13 protein-coding genes are annotated in these 15,611 nt (G+C 65.3%); 5 read left to right on the top strand and 8 right to left on the bottom strand.

All coding sequences use genetic code 11. The features are described 5' to 3' along the window. The 4 genes from G8E10_RS09820 (at nucleotide 1) to G8E10_RS09805 (ending at nucleotide 4,466) form a co-directional block, all read left to right on the top strand. Nucleotides 1-702 carry a uroporphyrinogen-III synthase gene (locus G8E10_RS09820; protein ID WP_167128399.1) on the top strand — a complete coding sequence of 234 codons (702 nt, stop codon included), beginning with the start codon at nucleotides 1-3 and terminating at the stop codon, nucleotides 700-702. An 87-nt stretch (nucleotides 703-789) separates the two neighbouring features. Beyond that, nucleotides 790-2,124, top strand: coding sequence for a COG4223 family protein (locus tag G8E10_RS09815; RefSeq protein WP_167128396.1), 1,335 nt, complete (start codon nucleotides 790-792; stop codon nucleotides 2,122-2,124). Between the two features lie 11 nt (nucleotides 2,125-2,135). Then, nucleotides 2,136-3,866, top strand: coding sequence for a heme biosynthesis protein HemY (locus G8E10_RS09810; protein ID WP_167128393.1), 1,731 nt, complete (start codon nucleotides 2,136-2,138; stop codon nucleotides 3,864-3,866). Nucleotides 3,867-3,989: 123 nt separating this feature from the next. Continuing rightward, entirely contained in the window at nucleotides 3,990-4,466 is a 477-nt protein-coding gene (locus G8E10_RS09805; RefSeq protein WP_092989507.1) for a tellurite resistance TerB family protein, read from the top strand. 31 nt (nucleotides 4,467-4,497) lie between these two features. On the opposite strand, the gene G8E10_RS09800 is transcribed toward G8E10_RS09805, so the two are convergent. Then, nucleotides 4,498-5,739, bottom strand: a complete 1,242-nt coding sequence (locus G8E10_RS09800) for an MFS transporter (RefSeq protein ID WP_167128390.1) — start codon at nucleotides 5,737-5,739, stop codon at nucleotides 4,498-4,500. Between the two features lie 260 nt (nucleotides 5,740-5,999). On the opposite strand from G8E10_RS09800, the gene G8E10_RS09795 reads away from it, so the two are divergent. Beyond that, nucleotides 6,000-6,302 carry a YggT family protein gene (locus tag G8E10_RS09795; protein ID WP_092930705.1) on the top strand — a complete coding sequence of 101 codons (303 nt, stop codon included), beginning with the start codon at nucleotides 6,000-6,002 and terminating at the stop codon, nucleotides 6,300-6,302. Nucleotides 6,303-6,367: 65 nt separating this feature from the next. Here the strand turns inward: G8E10_RS09795 and G8E10_RS09790 are convergent, their stop codons facing one another. From G8E10_RS09790 to G8E10_RS09760, 7 genes are all read right to left on the bottom strand, one after another. Then, nucleotides 6,368-8,020, bottom strand: a complete 1,653-nt coding sequence (locus G8E10_RS09790; RefSeq protein WP_167128387.1) for an OFA family MFS transporter — start codon at nucleotides 8,018-8,020, stop codon at nucleotides 6,368-6,370. A 110-nt stretch (nucleotides 8,021-8,130) separates the two neighbouring features. Continuing rightward, the gene (locus G8E10_RS09785; RefSeq protein ID WP_167128385.1) at nucleotides 8,131-8,514 is read right to left on the bottom strand and encodes a formate dehydrogenase subunit delta; all 384 of its coding nucleotides are present in this window, start codon (nucleotides 8,512-8,514) and stop codon (nucleotides 8,131-8,133) included. Next, on the bottom strand, nucleotides 8,504-9,346 hold the full coding sequence (gene fdhD, locus G8E10_RS09780; RefSeq protein ID WP_167128382.1) for a formate dehydrogenase accessory sulfurtransferase FdhD: 843 nt from the start codon (nucleotides 9,344-9,346) through the stop codon (nucleotides 8,504-8,506). The genes G8E10_RS09785 and fdhD overlap by 11 nt, the downstream gene beginning before the upstream one ends. 58 nt (nucleotides 9,347-9,404) lie before the next feature. Beyond that, complete coding sequence (gene fdhF, locus G8E10_RS09775) at nucleotides 9,405-12,284, bottom strand: formate dehydrogenase subunit alpha (RefSeq protein ID WP_167128379.1); 2,880 nt, start codon at nucleotides 12,282-12,284, stop codon at nucleotides 9,405-9,407. A gap of 222 nt (nucleotides 12,285-12,506) precedes the next feature. Then, the gene (locus tag G8E10_RS09770) at nucleotides 12,507-14,075 is read right to left on the bottom strand and encodes a formate dehydrogenase beta subunit (RefSeq protein WP_167128376.1); all 1,569 of its coding nucleotides are present in this window, start codon (nucleotides 14,073-14,075) and stop codon (nucleotides 12,507-12,509) included. Next, complete coding sequence (locus G8E10_RS09765; protein ID WP_167128373.1) at nucleotides 14,072-14,551, bottom strand: formate dehydrogenase subunit gamma; 480 nt, start codon at nucleotides 14,549-14,551, stop codon at nucleotides 14,072-14,074. Before G8E10_RS09765 ends, G8E10_RS09770 begins: the two co-directional genes overlap by 4 nt. Before the next feature lie 160 nt (nucleotides 14,552-14,711). Then, nucleotides 14,712-15,605 (bottom strand): LysR family transcriptional regulator, encoded by an 894-nt coding sequence (locus tag G8E10_RS09760; protein ID WP_110729930.1) that lies wholly within the window; start codon nucleotides 15,603-15,605, stop codon nucleotides 14,712-14,714. Between the last annotated feature and the right edge of the window lie 6 nt (nucleotides 15,606-15,611).

Here is a 15,611-nt window from a genome sequence, read left to right as displayed (position 1 = left end):
GTGCGCGTCCTCGTCACGCGCCCGGAAACCACAGCGGACAACACGCTCCGACGGCTGGCGCTTGCCGGCCATGAAACGCTGCTCCTGCCGCTGAGCGAAGCGGAGCATCTGCCGATCCGGGCGACGGCGCTTGCCACATCGGGCGTTGTCGCCACCAGCGCCGAGGCGTTTCGGGCATTGCGCCATTCCCCGGACGCGCTGTCTTCGCTTACATCCCTGCCTGTCTACTGCGTGGGGGCTGCGACGGCGGAGGCGGCGGTTGATCTGGGCTTTTCCCACGTGCGGGTCGGTCCCGGCGATGCGACGGGCCTCGCGGAATTGATCCTGCGTGATCGCGGCACGCAAACGGGCATTCTTCTCTATCTCGCAGGCACGCCGCGGTTGCCGGAGCTGGAAACGCGCATGACGGTTGCCGGCGTGCCGCTGCAGGTTCGTCTCGTCTATCGCATGCGGCCGGTCGTGCGGGCGCCGGGCGAGTTTTCCGCGCGCGTAAAGGCTTTTCACCCGGAAGCGGTGCTGTTCTACTCGCGAGAAGCGGCCCGACAGTTCTTTTCCGAGATCGCCCCGGCGATGCTGGCCGACAGCGTGCGGATCCTCTGTCTCGGCCCCCGGATTGCCGACGCCGTACCGCCCGGATGTCGCCATGTGGAGATCGCGGTGCGCCCGGACGAGGATGCATTGCTCGCTCTCATCGACGCCTGAATCGCGCAAATCGACCGGTGGGGCCTTTCCCTCGCCGGGGTCGGTGTCTAGGTTTATGCTGTTGACCTCACGCATAGAGAAGAGAGCATGGATCCGGAGAACCCGCCGCGCCGCACCAAGCCCGATCAGGAGCCGCTAACGATCGATCTGCATGCCACGCCGGATGCGTCGGATGCGACGCGCCCGGAGGACGTGGACGCTCGCCGAGATACGGCGGAGCCGGTCTCGTCCGATGACGCGGTCGTGAGAGACGCAGAGATCGCCTTTGCCGCGCGTGATCCTGCCGAGAGCATTCACGCCGGTGGCGAGGCCCCGACCGAGACGTTTCACGAAAAGAGCCGGCAGACCGAAGCCGAAGATGAGGCGCGCGCCGAAGCGGCTGCTGCGGTTTTTGCCGAGGAGCCTGCATCCTCAGCGCGCCCTGATGCGGCCTCCGTTCCGCCGACGCAGCCGACCCATTCTTCGCAGGCTGCAAGCCCATCGCGCTCCGGTGCACTGGCGGCCGGCATTCTTGGTGGCCTGATAGCCCTCGCCGGTGCCGGCGTGCTGCAATATGCCGGGATCGTACCCTCGATCGGCCCTTCATCGTCCGGGACTGCCGATTCGGGACGCGATCTCGGCGCCGAGGTCGATGCATTGAAGGCACAGGTTTCGGCAGCAGGTTCATCCGGTGGCGAGGGGCTGGAGCAGCGGCTCGCCGCAGTCGAGCAGAGCGTCGGTGCGACCGGCGAGGCGTCCGGTGCCGACACTCTGAAGGCGCAGATCGAGAGCCTGACGCAAGAGCTTGCAACCGTGAAATCCGGTCTCGCCGACCAGAGCCGAGCGGCTGAGACGGCGACGTCTGAGCTTTCGACACGCATCGAGGAAGCGGAGAAGAAGCTTGAGGAGCCGGCAAGCGATGTCCAGCTTGCCCGCGCCATCGCTGTGACGGCGCTGAAGACGTCGATCGACAGGGGTGGGCCGTTTCTGGCCGAGCTCGACGCTCTCAAGAGCATTTCGCCGGATGATCCCGCCATCGCCGGTCTGGCCGACGTCGCGCCGCGCGGCGTCTCGTCGCGCGCAGACCTGACGCGCACCTTCCCCGATACGGCCGATGCGATGCTCGCGGCCATTCGTGGGGCCGACCCGAATCAGGGCATCTTCTCGCGCTTGGTGGATAGCGCCGCTTCCGCCGTGCGCGTTCGCCCCGTCGGCAGCGTCGAGGGCACGGGCCCGGAAGCCGTCGTCGCCCGGATCGAAGATCGTCTGACGAACGGCGACCTGAAGGGCGCGAGTCTCGAATGGGATGGCCTGCCGCAGCCTGCCAAGGATGCCGGAGCTGAATTCCGCACGAAGCTCGATGAACGCATCAAGGTCGAAGGCCTGATCGACGCCGCCGTGGCCGGAGCCGCTTCAGGCTCCATACCCGCCAAACAGGGCTGAGGAGAGCCGATTTGATCCGTATTCTCATCTTCTTCCTGATCGTCCTTGCGCTCGGCGCAGGCTTCTCATGGCTTGCCGATCGGCCGGGCGAACTCTCGCTGATCTGGATGGGCCAGCGCATCGAGACCAGCCTGATGGTCGGCGCCACGCTTCTCGTCGCGCTCATCGCGGCCATTCTGCTCGTGGTCTGGCTTGTCCGCGTCATCTGGTTCTCGCCACACTCGATCGCCCGGTATTTCCGTGTTCGCAAGCGCGACCGCGGCTATCAGGCGCTCTCGACCGGGCTGATTGCAGCCGGTGCCGGCGATGCAATCCTCGCGCGCAAGATGACGGCGCGCACGCGCGGGCTGTTGTCGGCCGATCAGGAACCACTGATCCATCTTCTCGAAGCGCAGACGGCGCTGATCGAGGGCAAGCATGACGATGCCCGGCGGAAATTCGAGCGGATGGCCGAAGACCCGGAAACGCGCGAGCTCGGCCTGCGCGGGCTCTATCTCGAAGCCAAGCGCCTGGGCGCCAATGAAGCGGCCCGTCAATATGCCGAGCGCGCCGCCGACAAGGCGCCGCATCTCGCCTGGGCGACCTTAGCAACGCTCGACGAGCGCAGCCAGGCGGGCCGCTGGGACGAGGCCGTACATCTGCTCGACCAGAGCCGCACCAGCCATGTCATCGACCGCAAGGAAGCCGACCGCAAGAAGGCGGTACTTTTGACCGCCCGTGCGCGCGAAAAGCTCGATGCAGACCCGAAGGCCGCACGCGACGATGCGCTGGCGGCGCTCAAGCTCGACGCTACCCTCGTGCCGGCCGGCCTGATCGCCGCTAAAGCGCTGTTTCGCGAAGACAACCTGCGGAAAGCTGCCTCCGTTCTTGAAAAGCTGTGGAAGCAGGCGCCGCATCCCGAGGTCGCCAAGGCCTATGTTAGGGCGCGGAGTGGCGATTCGGCCGTCGATCGGCTGAAGCGTGCCCGCAAGCTGGAGGCGTGGAAGCCGAACAATGCCATCTCGCTGATGGCGGTTGCGGAAAGCGCGCTGGAAGCCCGCGAACTGGCGCTGGCTCGCTCCATGGCGGAAGCGGCCGCCCGTATCGCGCCGACCGAAAGCGTCTTCCTGCTGCTCGCCGATATCGAGGAAGCCGATACCGGCGACGACGGACGTATCCGTCACTGGATGAACCAGGCGCTGAAGAGCCCGCGCGATGCGGCCTGGATTGCCGACGGCGTCGTGTCGCAGGAGTGGCTGCCGGTTTCGCCGGTCAGCGGACGCCTGGATGCGTTCGAGTGGAAAATGCCCGTCAATACCATCGACGGACCACTTGAGGACGGTGGCGTCAGCCGTGGCGAAGCCGCCATTCGCAGCCTGCCGCCGGTTGCGACACCTGTTGCCGCCCCGGACCGGATCGAGCCGGAAGCCGTCGTGACCGTACCGGAAGCGCCCGTTGAGACGGTGGAGCGGACGGCGGCGATTGCCGTTCCCGTTCCGACCGAATCGGTCATCGTTCACGAGCCCATTGAGCCGGCGCGTTCCGTCGTTGTCACGCAACCTGAAGAGGCGACGCGCAAGGAGCCGGTCAAGAAGGACGAGGGTGCGGTGGCAGCCAAGGTTCCGGCTCAGCCAGTCTCTGGTCCCACCTCTGCGGCGAAGCCTGCGGAAGCGCCGGTCGAGCCGTTCTTCGGCCGGCCGCCGGATGATCCCGGCGTGCGCACGGATAGAGTTGCAGAAAAGACGACATTCAAACTTTTCTGATGGTTCGGGGGCCCTGCGGGGCCCCTTTCCGCGTTTGCGGCGTGAATAGGGCTGGACCCGGCTTTCAGCCTCGTCTTTCCTGTCGGCATCAACGACCCTCTTCCCGTGAGCGCCGCGCACCCCATGTTTGATCGTATCCGCACTTTCATCGACAGTCTCACCGGTGCCGAGCACCCGAACCCGATCGAGGCTGGCGATCCGCGTATCGCCATCGTCGCGCTCTGCATCCAGGTGATGGAGGCCGACGGGCACGCCGACGATATCGAGCGTCGCAAGGTCCGCTCGATGATCAAGGAGCACTACACGCTAGACGATGCGGCGCTCGATGCGCTGATCGCTGCCGGCGAGGATGCCGAGAGCGAGGCGATCGATTTCTTCCGCTTCACCTCCGATATCAAGCGGCACTTCAGCGAAGAGCAGCGGATCGATCTCGTCGGCATGCTGTGGGAGATCGTCTATGTCGATGGTGAGCGCAGCGAGATGGAAGATCACGTGATCTGGCGGATCGCAGACCTGCTCGGCGTTTCCGGCCGCGACCGCATCATGAAGCGTCAGGAAGCCGCGGCGAAATCCGACATCGTGGAGACGGCGGAGCACTGACGGGTTCGCCCTCCGTCATCCGCAAAGCGTCTTATCGCTTCGTCTCGGGCGCATCCAGCGCGTCGATCCGGCGGAGCTGCGAGAAGCCCAAGGACCAGAGGACAGCCACGACCAGTGTGCCGGCGCCGCCGATGACGACGGCCGGGACCGCGCCGAAGGCGGATGCCATCATGCCGGCCCGGAATTCTCCCAGCTCGTTCGACGCGCCGACGAAGACCATGTTGACGGCGTTGACGCGGCCGCGCAGCTCGTCCGGCGTCCAGAGCGTGATCAGCGTTTCCCGCACATAGACCGAGATCATATCGGAGGCGCCCATGATGACGAGCGCCACGATCGAGATCCACGGCGTGGCGGACAGGCCGAAGACGACGGTGGCGAGGCCGAAGAGCGCGACGCCCACGAACATCAGCACGCCGGCGCGATGGCGGATCGGATGGGCGGCGAGCCACATGGCCATGCCAACCGCGCCGACGCCCGGGGCCGCGCGCAGGAGGCCGAGACCCCAAGGCCCGAGATCGAGGATATCGCGGGCGAAGACCGGCATGAGCGCGATGGCGCCGCCGAGGAGAACGGCGAAGAGATCGAGCGAGATCGCGCCGAGCACGATTTTCTCCGCCTTGATATAGCGAAAACCGGCGGTGATGGCCTGCCAGCTTTGGGCTGTCTGGCTGTTTTTCTGCGCGGGCTTAGGTATGGCATAGACCATGACGACGCTGGCGGCGAAGAACAGCACGGCGACGCTGTAGGGAACGGCCGGCCCCAGCGCATAGATAAGGCCGCCGACGACGGGGCCGACGATCATCGCCGTCTGCCAGGAGGTGGAATTCCAGGCGATCGCGTTGGCCAGATCCCGCTCGGGCACGAGATTGGGCGCAAGCGACTGCGAGGCTGGCGCTAGGAAGGCTCGCTCGATGCCGAAGACGACGAGGATGGTGTAGACCGGCCAGAGGGTGAAGGTACCGGTGAGGGTGAGGGCGAGAAGGGCCGCCGCGCAGAGCGTGCTCACGCCCATGCAGATGCCCATGATCATGCGCCTGTTGTAGCGGTCGGCGACCGAGCCGGTGACGAGGATCAGCACCAGTGACGGCAGGAACTGGAAAAGGCCGATGAGCCCGAGGTCGAACGGATCGCGCGTCAGGTCGTAGATCTGCCAGCCGACGGAGACGCTGACGATCTGGATGGCGAAATAGGCGAGGAACCGGGCGAAGAAGTAGCGGCGGTACCCGACATGCCGAAAGGCGGCGTAGCGGTCTCCGGTTTCGACGATGGACATGAACTGGTCTTTCCCGGCCTTGGTTGCATCGGGCCGTTCGCTGGGGGCGCCGGCCGTTGCGCCGTCTTAAACATGTTGCCACACCGCGCGCGACGCAGGGTTGCCGCTTTCGCTGCCAGTGTCTACATGTCAGTCAACACCTGCACAATGCCGCGCTCCCGGAATCGGGTCGCGGGGAAAATGCTGTGCAGCCATGAATGTTGGAACGACGGTCGCCCATCGCCGATGGCGCACGGCGGTCCAGGAACCGGAGGCCCGGCATGCTCGCCGTCATCGCAACACTGAACTTCATCATCAATATCGCCTGGTTTCTGATCATCGCCTCGGCGATCTTTTCCTGGCTGTATGCCTTCAACATCATCAATACGAACAATCAGGCGATCAGCATGATCGGCCGCTCGCTCTACCAGCTGACGGAGCCGCTCTACCGCCCGATCCGCCGGATCCTGCCGAACATGGGCGGCGTCGACCTGTCGCCGCTGGTGGTGCTGGTCATCCTGTTCTTCCTGCAGCAGCTTTTGAACACGACGATCGCTCCGGCCCTGCTCGCACCGAGCTACTGATCAACGTTTCGTCATGTCGGATATGAAAGCCCTTCGCGCAAACCCGCGCGAAGGGCTTTTCGCGTTCAGCCGAAGAGCGCGAGGCTCGCCTTCACCGTGACCCAGACGCCCCATGCGAGGGGCAAGCCGACGCAGGCCCAGGCGAGGAGCGCCTTGGCATCGAGCCCGCCGCGATCGATACCGAATGAGCCGGACGGGCCAGCGTTTACGGCGGCGGACTTTGCCTGAAGCGCTGCGACCTCCGCATCCTTCATGAACCACTTGTCGGCCAGCGGCCGCACGAAGGCATTGGCAACGAGGCCGAGCGCCAGCATTCCGGCGAGAATGTACATGGTGGTGTTGTAGACCTGATCTCGCGGTAGGCCGGCGGCGATCTGCGCCTCGCGGATGTAGTTGACCACGACCGGGCCGATGATGCCGGCCGTCGCCCAGGCCGTCAACAGCCGGCCGTGGATGGCGCCCACGAACTGCGTGCCGAAGATATCGGCGAGGTAGGCGGGAATGGTGGCGAAGCCGCCGCCATACATCGACAGGATGATGCAGAGCATGCCGACGAAGAATAGCTTGCTCTGAATACCTGCCGCCCAGGGGGCAAGCGCGTAGAGCACGATGCCGATCAGGAAGAAGCAGTAATAGGTGTTCTTGCGCCCTATTCTGTCGGAGAGAGAGGCCCAGAAGAAGCGCCCGCCGATGTTGAACAGCGAGAGAAGCCCGGTGAAGCCGGCCGCGATCGCCGCAACGCCCGCCAGTTGCTCTCTTGACATGTCGGTGAAGGCGACACCCGGTGCGCCGATGAGCGAGCCTGCGAAGATTTCCTGCAGCATGGGCGAGGCCATGCCGATGACGCCGATGCCGGCAGAGACGTTGAGGCAGAGGACAGCCCAGATCAGCCAGAACTGCTTCGTCTTGTGCGCATCGCGCAGATGCACATGCCGCGTCGTGATCATCGTGCTCTTGGCGGCCGGCGGGCTCCACCCTTCCGGACGCCAGCCGGCGGGCGGGATGCGGTAGCCGAAGGCGCCGGCGAGCATGAAGACGAGATAGCCGAGCGCCATGACGACGAAGGTCTGCCAGACACCGACCGAGGTATCGGAGCGGAAATGCGTCATCAGGATATTGGCGAGCGGTGCGCCGATCATGGCGCCGCCGCCAAAGCCCATGATCGCCATGCCTGTCGCCATGCCGCGCCGGTCCGGAAACCATTTGATGAGAGTGGAGACGGGCGAGATATAGCCGAGGCCAAGCCCGATACCGCCGATGACGCCGGCGCCGAGCCACATCAGCCAGAGTTGGTGCGTCGCGACGCCGAGGGCGGCGATCAGAATGCCGCCGCTCCAGCAGAAAGCGGAAACGGTCGCAGCCTTGCGCGGGCCGACCTTTTCCAGCCAGCCGCCCCAAATCGCGGCGGATGAGCCGAGAAGCACGAAGAAGAGGGTGTAGATCCAGCCGAGATCGCTGACGCGCCAGTCGCAGGTGGTGGTGAAGAGGGCGGAGCCGAGCGTGAGATCGGCGCAGGCCGCGGGAGCGGAAATGCCGATCGCCTTCGACAACGGCAGCCAGAAGACGCTGAAGCCATAGGCCATGCCGATGCAGAGATGGATGGCAAGCGCTGCCGGCGGCACGAGCCAGCGGTTGAAGCCGGGCTTGGCGATGATGCGCTCCCGGTCGAGTAGTCCCGCTGACACGGGAATGCCGAGTGGTTCCGTCGTTGCCGACATGGTCGTCCTCCTCCTCTTCGCCCCTCCTCGGGCGGTTGGTCTGCGTCGTCACGCGCGCATCGAAGGATTTGCAGCCTCCACACTGCAAGATCCCGAAGCGCGTGCGCGGTCTATGTCGTCTCGGGCATGTTGGGCTCGGACAGCGATTCGCCGGCCGCTGTGCCTTTGCCGCCGGGGGCGCCGCGTTCGGCATCCGCTCCAAGCCCGATGGCGTCTTCTTTGGAATGCGGACGCTTGATCAGCGGGGCTGCTGTTATCACCATGGGATCGAAACCCGCGTCTCCCTTTTCGATGAGTGCGAAGAAGGCGCCGCGCATGCGGGGCTCCCAGAACTTGTTGATATGGATGGCGATGCCGGCCGGGCCGTCTTCGTGCGGTTGCGAGCGGAAGAATGTGGCGATCTGGTTCGCCATGCGCACGAGCTTCGCGTTCGTGCCGTGCGGCGGGCCGTCTTCGGAAGACGGATGGGTGTTCTGCGCGGCGTCAGGCGACATGGCTCGTCCTCTCCTCGGCGTAGACGATGCGGTCGGCGTGCGTGAAGACCTCGAACTCCTCGCCGCGCACCAGCGCCACCAGCGTCATGCCGGCCTTTTCGGCGGTGCGGATGGCCAGCGCCGTCGGGGCCGATATGGCGATGATGAAGGGACTGCCGAGTATGGCCGTCTTCTGGACCATCTCGACCGAAACCCGGCTCGTCACCACCACCGCACCTTCGGCGCCTTTGTAGCCTTGCCGGGCGGCGGCACCGGCCAGTTTGTCGAGCGCATTGTGCCGGCCGACATCCTCGCGCACGGCGACCAGTCCTTCGCCGGGCGTGTAGAAGCCGGCGCCGTGGACGGCGCGCGTCTCGGCATGCAGCGGCTGTCGGGTGTTGAGCATGGCGACGGCCTGCGCGATCTCGTTGGGCGTCAGACTAAGGCTGGAGGCGGAGACCGACGGTGTTTCACGCACGGCCTGCTCCAGCGATTCGATGCCGCAGAGACCGCAGCCGACGGGTCCGGCCATGTGCCGGCGGCGGGTGACCAGCGCCTCGTGTTGCGCGTCGCGCAGGGTAATCTGCAGGTCGTAGCCTTCCGGCGTCTCCACGGCCTCGATGCTTTCGATGTCGGCGGGATCGGAGACGATGCCTTCGGTCAGGCTGAAGCCGGTGGCGAAATCCTCGAAATCGGCGGGCGTCGCCATCATCACCGCATGGGTGGAGCCGCCATAGCTGAAGGCGACGGGCGTTTCTTCGGGAACGATGCGGGTGGACGGGCGGATGCGACCGTTGCGGCGGGAAAGCTGCGGCACGGTGCGGGCGAGGGGCGTGGCGGTGGATTGGGTCATGGGCATCATCTAAGTGCGATCCCCGCTCTGTCCACCGCCCTGCAGTTCGTCGCGGGTCTCATTCCGCAGCCTCCAGCTTGGCGGCGATGCGGCGCGACTGGCGGGCTTGGTCCTCATATTCGGTCTGCCATTCCGACGGGCCGTTCGAGGGCGAGATCTGCACGGCGGTGACCTTGTATTCCGGGCAGTTGGTCGCCCAGTCGGAGAAGTCCGTGGTGATGACGTTTGCCTGTGTCGTCGGGTGGTGGAATGTGGTGTAGACGACGCCGGTCGCAACGCGGTCGGTGATCAGCGAACGCAGCGTCGTCTCGCCAGAGCGGCTCGCCAATCGCACCCAGTCGCCATCGCGAATGCCGCGCAGTTCGGCATCGTGCGGGTGGATCTCCAGGCGGTCCTCCTCGTGCCAGACGACGTTTTCGGTGCGCCGCGTCTGCGCGCCGACATTGTACTGGCTGAGAATGCGGCCGGTGGTCAAAAGCAGCGGGAAGCGCGGGCCGGTCTTCTCGTCGGTCGCCACATATTCCGTGCGGATGAACTTGCCCTTGCCGCGCACAAAGCCATCGACATGCATGATCGGCGAGCCCTCGGGCGCCTTTTCGTTGCAGGGCCACTGCACCGAGCCCTTTTCCTCCAGATAGGCGTAGGAAACCTTGGCAAAGCTCGGCGTGGTCGCAGCGATTTCGTCCATGACCTGTGACGGGTGTGTATAATCCCACGTCAGGCCCATGGCGCGGGCGAGATTCTGCGTCACCTCCCAGTCGGCATAGCCGTTGCGCGGGGTCATCACCTTGCGGACGCGGTTGATGCGGCGCTCGGCATTGGTGAAGGTTCCGTCCTTCTCAAGGAAGGTCGAGCCCGGCAGGAAGACGTGGGCGTAGTTCGCCGTCTCGTTCAGGAACAGGTCCTGCACGACGACGCATTCCATGGCGGCAAGGCCGGCCGCGACGTGTTTGGTATCCGGATCGGACTGGAGAATGTCTTCGCCCTGAATGTAGAGCCCCTTGAAGGAGCCATCGACGGCGGCATCCAGCATATTGGGAATGCGCAGGCCCGGCTCGTCGGAGAGCGTCACGCCCCAGAGCTTTTCGAAGATGTCGCGTGTCGCATCGTCCGAGACGTGGCGATAGCCGGGCAGTTCGTGCGGGAAAGAGCCCATGTCGCAGGAGCCCTGCACGTTGTTCTGCCCGCGCAGCGGGTTCACGCCGACGCCGGGGCGGCCGATATTACCGGTCGCCATAGCCAGATTGGCGATCGCCATGACGGTGGTCGAGCCCTGGCTGTGCTCGGTCACGCCGAGGCCGTAGTAGATCGAGCCATTGCCACCTGTGGCAAACAGGCGTGCCGCGCCGCGCAGGGCTTCCGAGGGCACGCCGGTCAGCGCTTCGGTCGCTTCCGGGCTATGCCGCTCTTCCGAGACGAACCCGGCCCAGTCCTCGAACTCCGACCAGTCGCAACGGGTGCGGATGAAGTCCTCGTCGCAGAGGCCTTCGGTGACGATGACATGCGCCAGCGCCGTGACGACGGCGACATTGGTGCCCGGCCGCAGCGGCAGGTGATAGGCAGCCTCCACATGCGGCGAGCGGACAAGATCGATGCGGCGAGGATCGATGACGATCAGCTTGGCGCCCTGCCTCAACCGCTTCTTCAGCCGCGAGCCGAAGACGGGATGGCCGTCGGTGGGGTTCGCGCCGATGACGATGACGACATCGGTCTTTTCGACCGAATCGAAATTCTGCGTGCCGGCCGAGGTGCCGAAGGCCTGGCCGAGGCCGTAGCCGGTCGGCGAATGGCAGACGCGGGCGCAGGTATCGACATTGTTATTGCCGAAGCCGGCGCGGATCAGCTTCTGGACGAGGTAGGTCTCCTCGTTGGTGCAGCGCGAGGAGGTGATGCCGCCGATCGATTCGCGGCCGTACTGGTACTGGATGCGGCGGAACTCGGCGGCCGTGTGGGCGAACGCCTCTTCCCAGCTGACCTCCCGCCAGGGGTCCGTCACCTTCTCGCGGATCATCGGGTTGAGGATGCGTTCCTTGTGCGTCGAGTAGCCATAGGCGAAGCGGCCCTTGACGCAGGAGTGGCCACGATTGGCCTGTCCGTCCTTCCAGGGGACCATTCGCACCAGCTCTTCGCCCCGCATCTCCGCCTTGAACGAACAGCCGACGCCGCAATAGGCGCAGGTGGTGACGACCGAATGCTCCGGCTGGCCGATCGCGATCACCGACTTCTCGGTCAGCGTCGCCGTGGGACAGGCCTGGACGCAGGCGCCACAGGAGACGCATTCGGAGGAGAGAAAATCTTCGTGCTGGCCGGGCGAGACGCGGCTGTCGAAGCCTCGGCCCTCGATCGTTAGCGCGAACGTGCCCTGCACCTCCTCGCAGGCCCGCACGCAGCGCGAACAGACGATGCATTTGGACGGGTCGTAGGTGAAGTACGGGTTGGATTCGTCCTTCGGCATCCAGCGGGCGTTGGTGCCGTCGCTGTCACGGGCCTTCACGTGGTTGTCGCCCTCGTAGCCGTAGCGCACGTCGCGCAGGCCGACGGCACCTGCCATGTCCTGCAACTCGCAATCGCCATTGGCCGCGCAGGTCAGGCAATCGAGCGGGTGGTCGGAGATATAGAGTTCCATCACGCCCTTGCGGATGTCCTTCAGCCGCGCCGTTTGGGTGTGAACGACGAGGCCCGGAGCAACAGGGGTGGTGCAGGAGGCCGGCGTGCCGTTACGCCCGTCGATCTCGATCAGACAGAGCCGGCAGGAGCCGAAGGCATCGACCATGTCGGTGGCGCAGAGTTTCGGCACCTGAATGCCGGCCTCCATGGAGGCGCGCATGATGGAGGTACCCTCGGGCACCGTGATCTCACGGCCGTCGATGGTGAGGGTGATCATCTTTTCCGCATGAGAGGCGGGGGTGCCAAAATCGGTTTCAGGAACGAGAAGCATGGGGGTCTCCTGAAAGGTGCGGGTGCGGTTTGATGGTGCTGTTGCGTTGCCCCTCATCCGCCTGCCGGCACCTTCTCCCCGTTATGACGGGGAGAAGGGACGAGTGGCGAGGTGTTGCCCTGTTCGAAAACGGTGAGCAGGTCGCGTCCCCTCTCCCCGCATGCGGGGAGAGGGTTAGGGTGAGGGGCTGCCCACGAGCCACAGCCGTGCTGAACACATTCGTCATTCCGCAGCCTCCACAACCGGTGCCGCAACGAAATCGTCCGGGAAATGCGTGACCGCGCTCATGACCGGATAGGGCGTGAAGCCGCCCAGCGCGCAGAGGGAGCCGAACTTCATGGTGTTGCAGAGGTCGGTCAGCAGCGCGAGGTTCTTCTCGGGCTCAATGCCGCGGCCGATGCGGTCGACGACCTCCACGCCGCGCGTCGAGCCGATGCGGCAGGGGGTGCATTTGCCGCAGCTTTCCACGGCGCAGAATTCCATGGCGAAACGGGCCTGTTTCAGCATGTCCGCGGTGTCGTCGAAGACGGTGATGCCCGCGTGGCCAATGAGGCCGCCGGCGGCCGCGAAGGCCTCGTAGTCGAAGGGCGTGTCGAACAAAGCGCGCGGGAAATAGGCGCCGAGGGGGCCGCCCACCTGCACCGCCTTGACGGGGCGTCCCGTGGCGGTGCCGCCGGCCACGGTATCGACGATCTCGCCGAGGGTGAGGCCGAAGGCGACCTCGTAAAGGCCGGTATGCCGGGCGTTGCCCGCGATCTGGATGGGGATCGTGCCGCGGGAGCGGCCCATGCCGAAGTCGCGGTAATGTTCGGGGCCTTTGTCGAGGATGACCGGCACCGAGGCGAGCGAGATGACGTTGTTGATGACGGTCGGCTGGCCGAACAGGCCTTTGTGCGCCGGCAGCGGCGGCTTGGCGCGCACAACGCCGCGCTTGCCTTCCAGCGAATTCAGGAGCGCGGTTTCCTCGCCGCAGACATAGGCGCCGGCGCCGGTGCGGATCTCGATATCGAAGCTGCTACCCTGCCCGAGAACCGAGGTTCCGAGCATGCCGGCGCGCCGGGCGATGCCGACGGCTCTCGTCATCGTGTCGATGGCATGGGGATATTCCGAGCGGATGTAGACGAAGCCCTTGGTGGCACCCGTCGCGAGCCCCGCGATCGCCATGCCCTCGATGACGACGAAGGGATCGCCTTCCATGATCATCCGGTCGGCAAAGGTGCCGCTGTCGCCTTCGTCGGCGTTGCAGACGATGTATTTCCGTGCGTCCGGACAGTCGAGAACGGTCTTCCACTTGATGCCGGTCGGGAAGCCCGCGCCGCCGCGGCCGCGCAGGCCGGAGAGGGTGACGGCTTCGACGATCGCCGCAGGGGTCATCGCGACCGCTTTGGTGAGACCGGCAAGCCCACCATGGGCGCGGTAGTCGTCGAGCGACAGCGGATCGATGACGCCGCAGCGCGCGAAGGTGAGGCGGGTCTGGTTTTTGAGGAATGGGATCTCCTCGGTCGGTCCGAGGAAGAGTGGATGGTTGTCGCTTTCAGATGTATCGCCGTCGAGGATGCCGGCGCCGAGCAGGGGGACGACATCGGCCGGTGTAACGGGACCGTAGGCCACGCGGCCTGACGGTGTCTCCACTTCCACCAGCGGCTCCAGCCAGTGCAGGCCGCGCGAGCCGGTGCGGACGATGGTGAGATCGAGCCCGCGGGCTGCCGCTTCCTGTGCGAGGCGCGCTGCAACGCGGTCGGCACCGACGGCAAGGGCTGCGGCATCGCGGGGGATGAAGATGCGGGTCATGCGCCCACCTCCGCCAGAAGCGTGTCGAGCCCGTGTGCATCCAACCGTCCGTGCACCGCGCCGTCCAGCATGGCGGCGGGTGCGGTGGAACAGAGCCCGAGACAGAAGACCGGCTCCAGCGTCACCGAGCCGTCCGCGGACGTCTGGTGGAAATCGATGCCGAGGCGCCTTTTTGCCCGGTCACCCAGACGGTCGCCGCCCATGGCCTGGCACGCTTCGGCGCGACAGAGTTTGAGCACATGCCGGCCGGCAGGATGGCTGCGGTAGTCGTGATAGAAGGTAACGACGCCGTGAACTTCGGCGCGCGAGAGGTTGAGCCCCAAGGCGATCATCGGAACGGCTTCATTCGGGATATGCCCGAACGTATCCTGAACGGCATGCAGGATTGGCAGCAGCGGGCCTTCCAGATGCTTCAGATCGGAAATGATCTCGGCGACGCTCGTTGCGATGTCGCTGCTGACAAGGTGTCGATCCACCGGGTTCCTCCAAGTCTCTCTGCGACGCGCCGGCTGTTGCACCGGCCTCCTCCAAGCGGGGCGTGTCCGAAAACACGAAACCTAGCGTCGGCTATCGAAGGTCTCAGAGATAAATTCTGCGGGCAAGGGGCAAGAACCGTGGAGCGATAGAAGATTTCTATCAAACGCCTTGCTGTTCTGCGAGCTTGCGCGCCTCGTGCAGGAGGGCCGAGACCAGTGGCGTATAGGGTTCGCGGTGCGTCGCCACAAGACCGACGAGGTGGCCGGCATCCGGCTCTTCGATCGGGATCACATGGATGTCATCGTGAAAGCCGAAGGATTTCGCGACGTTGTAAGGCATGATGCTCGCCCACTGGCCGGTGCGGATGTGGGAGAAAAGCACGATCATCGAGTTGGATTCGAGCGTCGGGCGGGCCTGAACGCCTGCCGCGCTGAAGTGTTGGTTGATGATGCGGCGGTTCTGCATGTCGTTGGTCAATAGACAAAGCCGAATGCTGCTGGCTTCCGCCCAGGTTACCGATGCCCGGTCGGACAGCGGCGTGCCGGAGGCCGTGACGAGATGGTAGCGCTCCACCGACAGGGGCACGCTGGTCACGCGTCCCACCGGCTCGTTGTCGAGATAGGTGAGGCCCGCGTCGATCTCGAGATTTTCCAGAAGACCCAGCATTTTCGAGGACGTGGTCGACAGGACGGAGAAGGTGACGTCGGGATGTTTTTCCTGGAAGGGCGCGGTCAGCCGCGGCACCATCGCGAGCGTGGTCGGAACGGCTGCGAGACGGATATGGCCGACGAGACCCTTCTTCGCCGCCCGCATCTCCTGTCGCATCGTGCGGGCATCGCCGACGATGCGGCGGGCCCATTCCAGCACGCGCTGGCCTTCAGGCGTCAGCCCCTGGAACCGGGAGCCGCGATTGACGAGCATGACGCCGAGGTTGTCTTCAAGCTGGCGGATGGCGGCGGACAGGGTGGGCTGAGTAATGCCGCATTGCTCGGCGGCGCGGCCGAAGTGCCGCTCCTGTGCGAGAGCTATGAAGAATTCGAGCTTGTCGATCATGCAAGC

Origin of the sequence: Ferranicluibacter rubi (assembly GCF_011603255.1) — a bacterium.
GTDB classification, from domain to species: domain Bacteria; phylum Pseudomonadota; class Alphaproteobacteria; order Rhizobiales; family Rhizobiaceae; genus Ferranicluibacter; species Ferranicluibacter rubi.
Note: the sequence above shows the minus strand (reverse complement) of the source record. Positions and strands in the feature narration are given on the sequence as shown.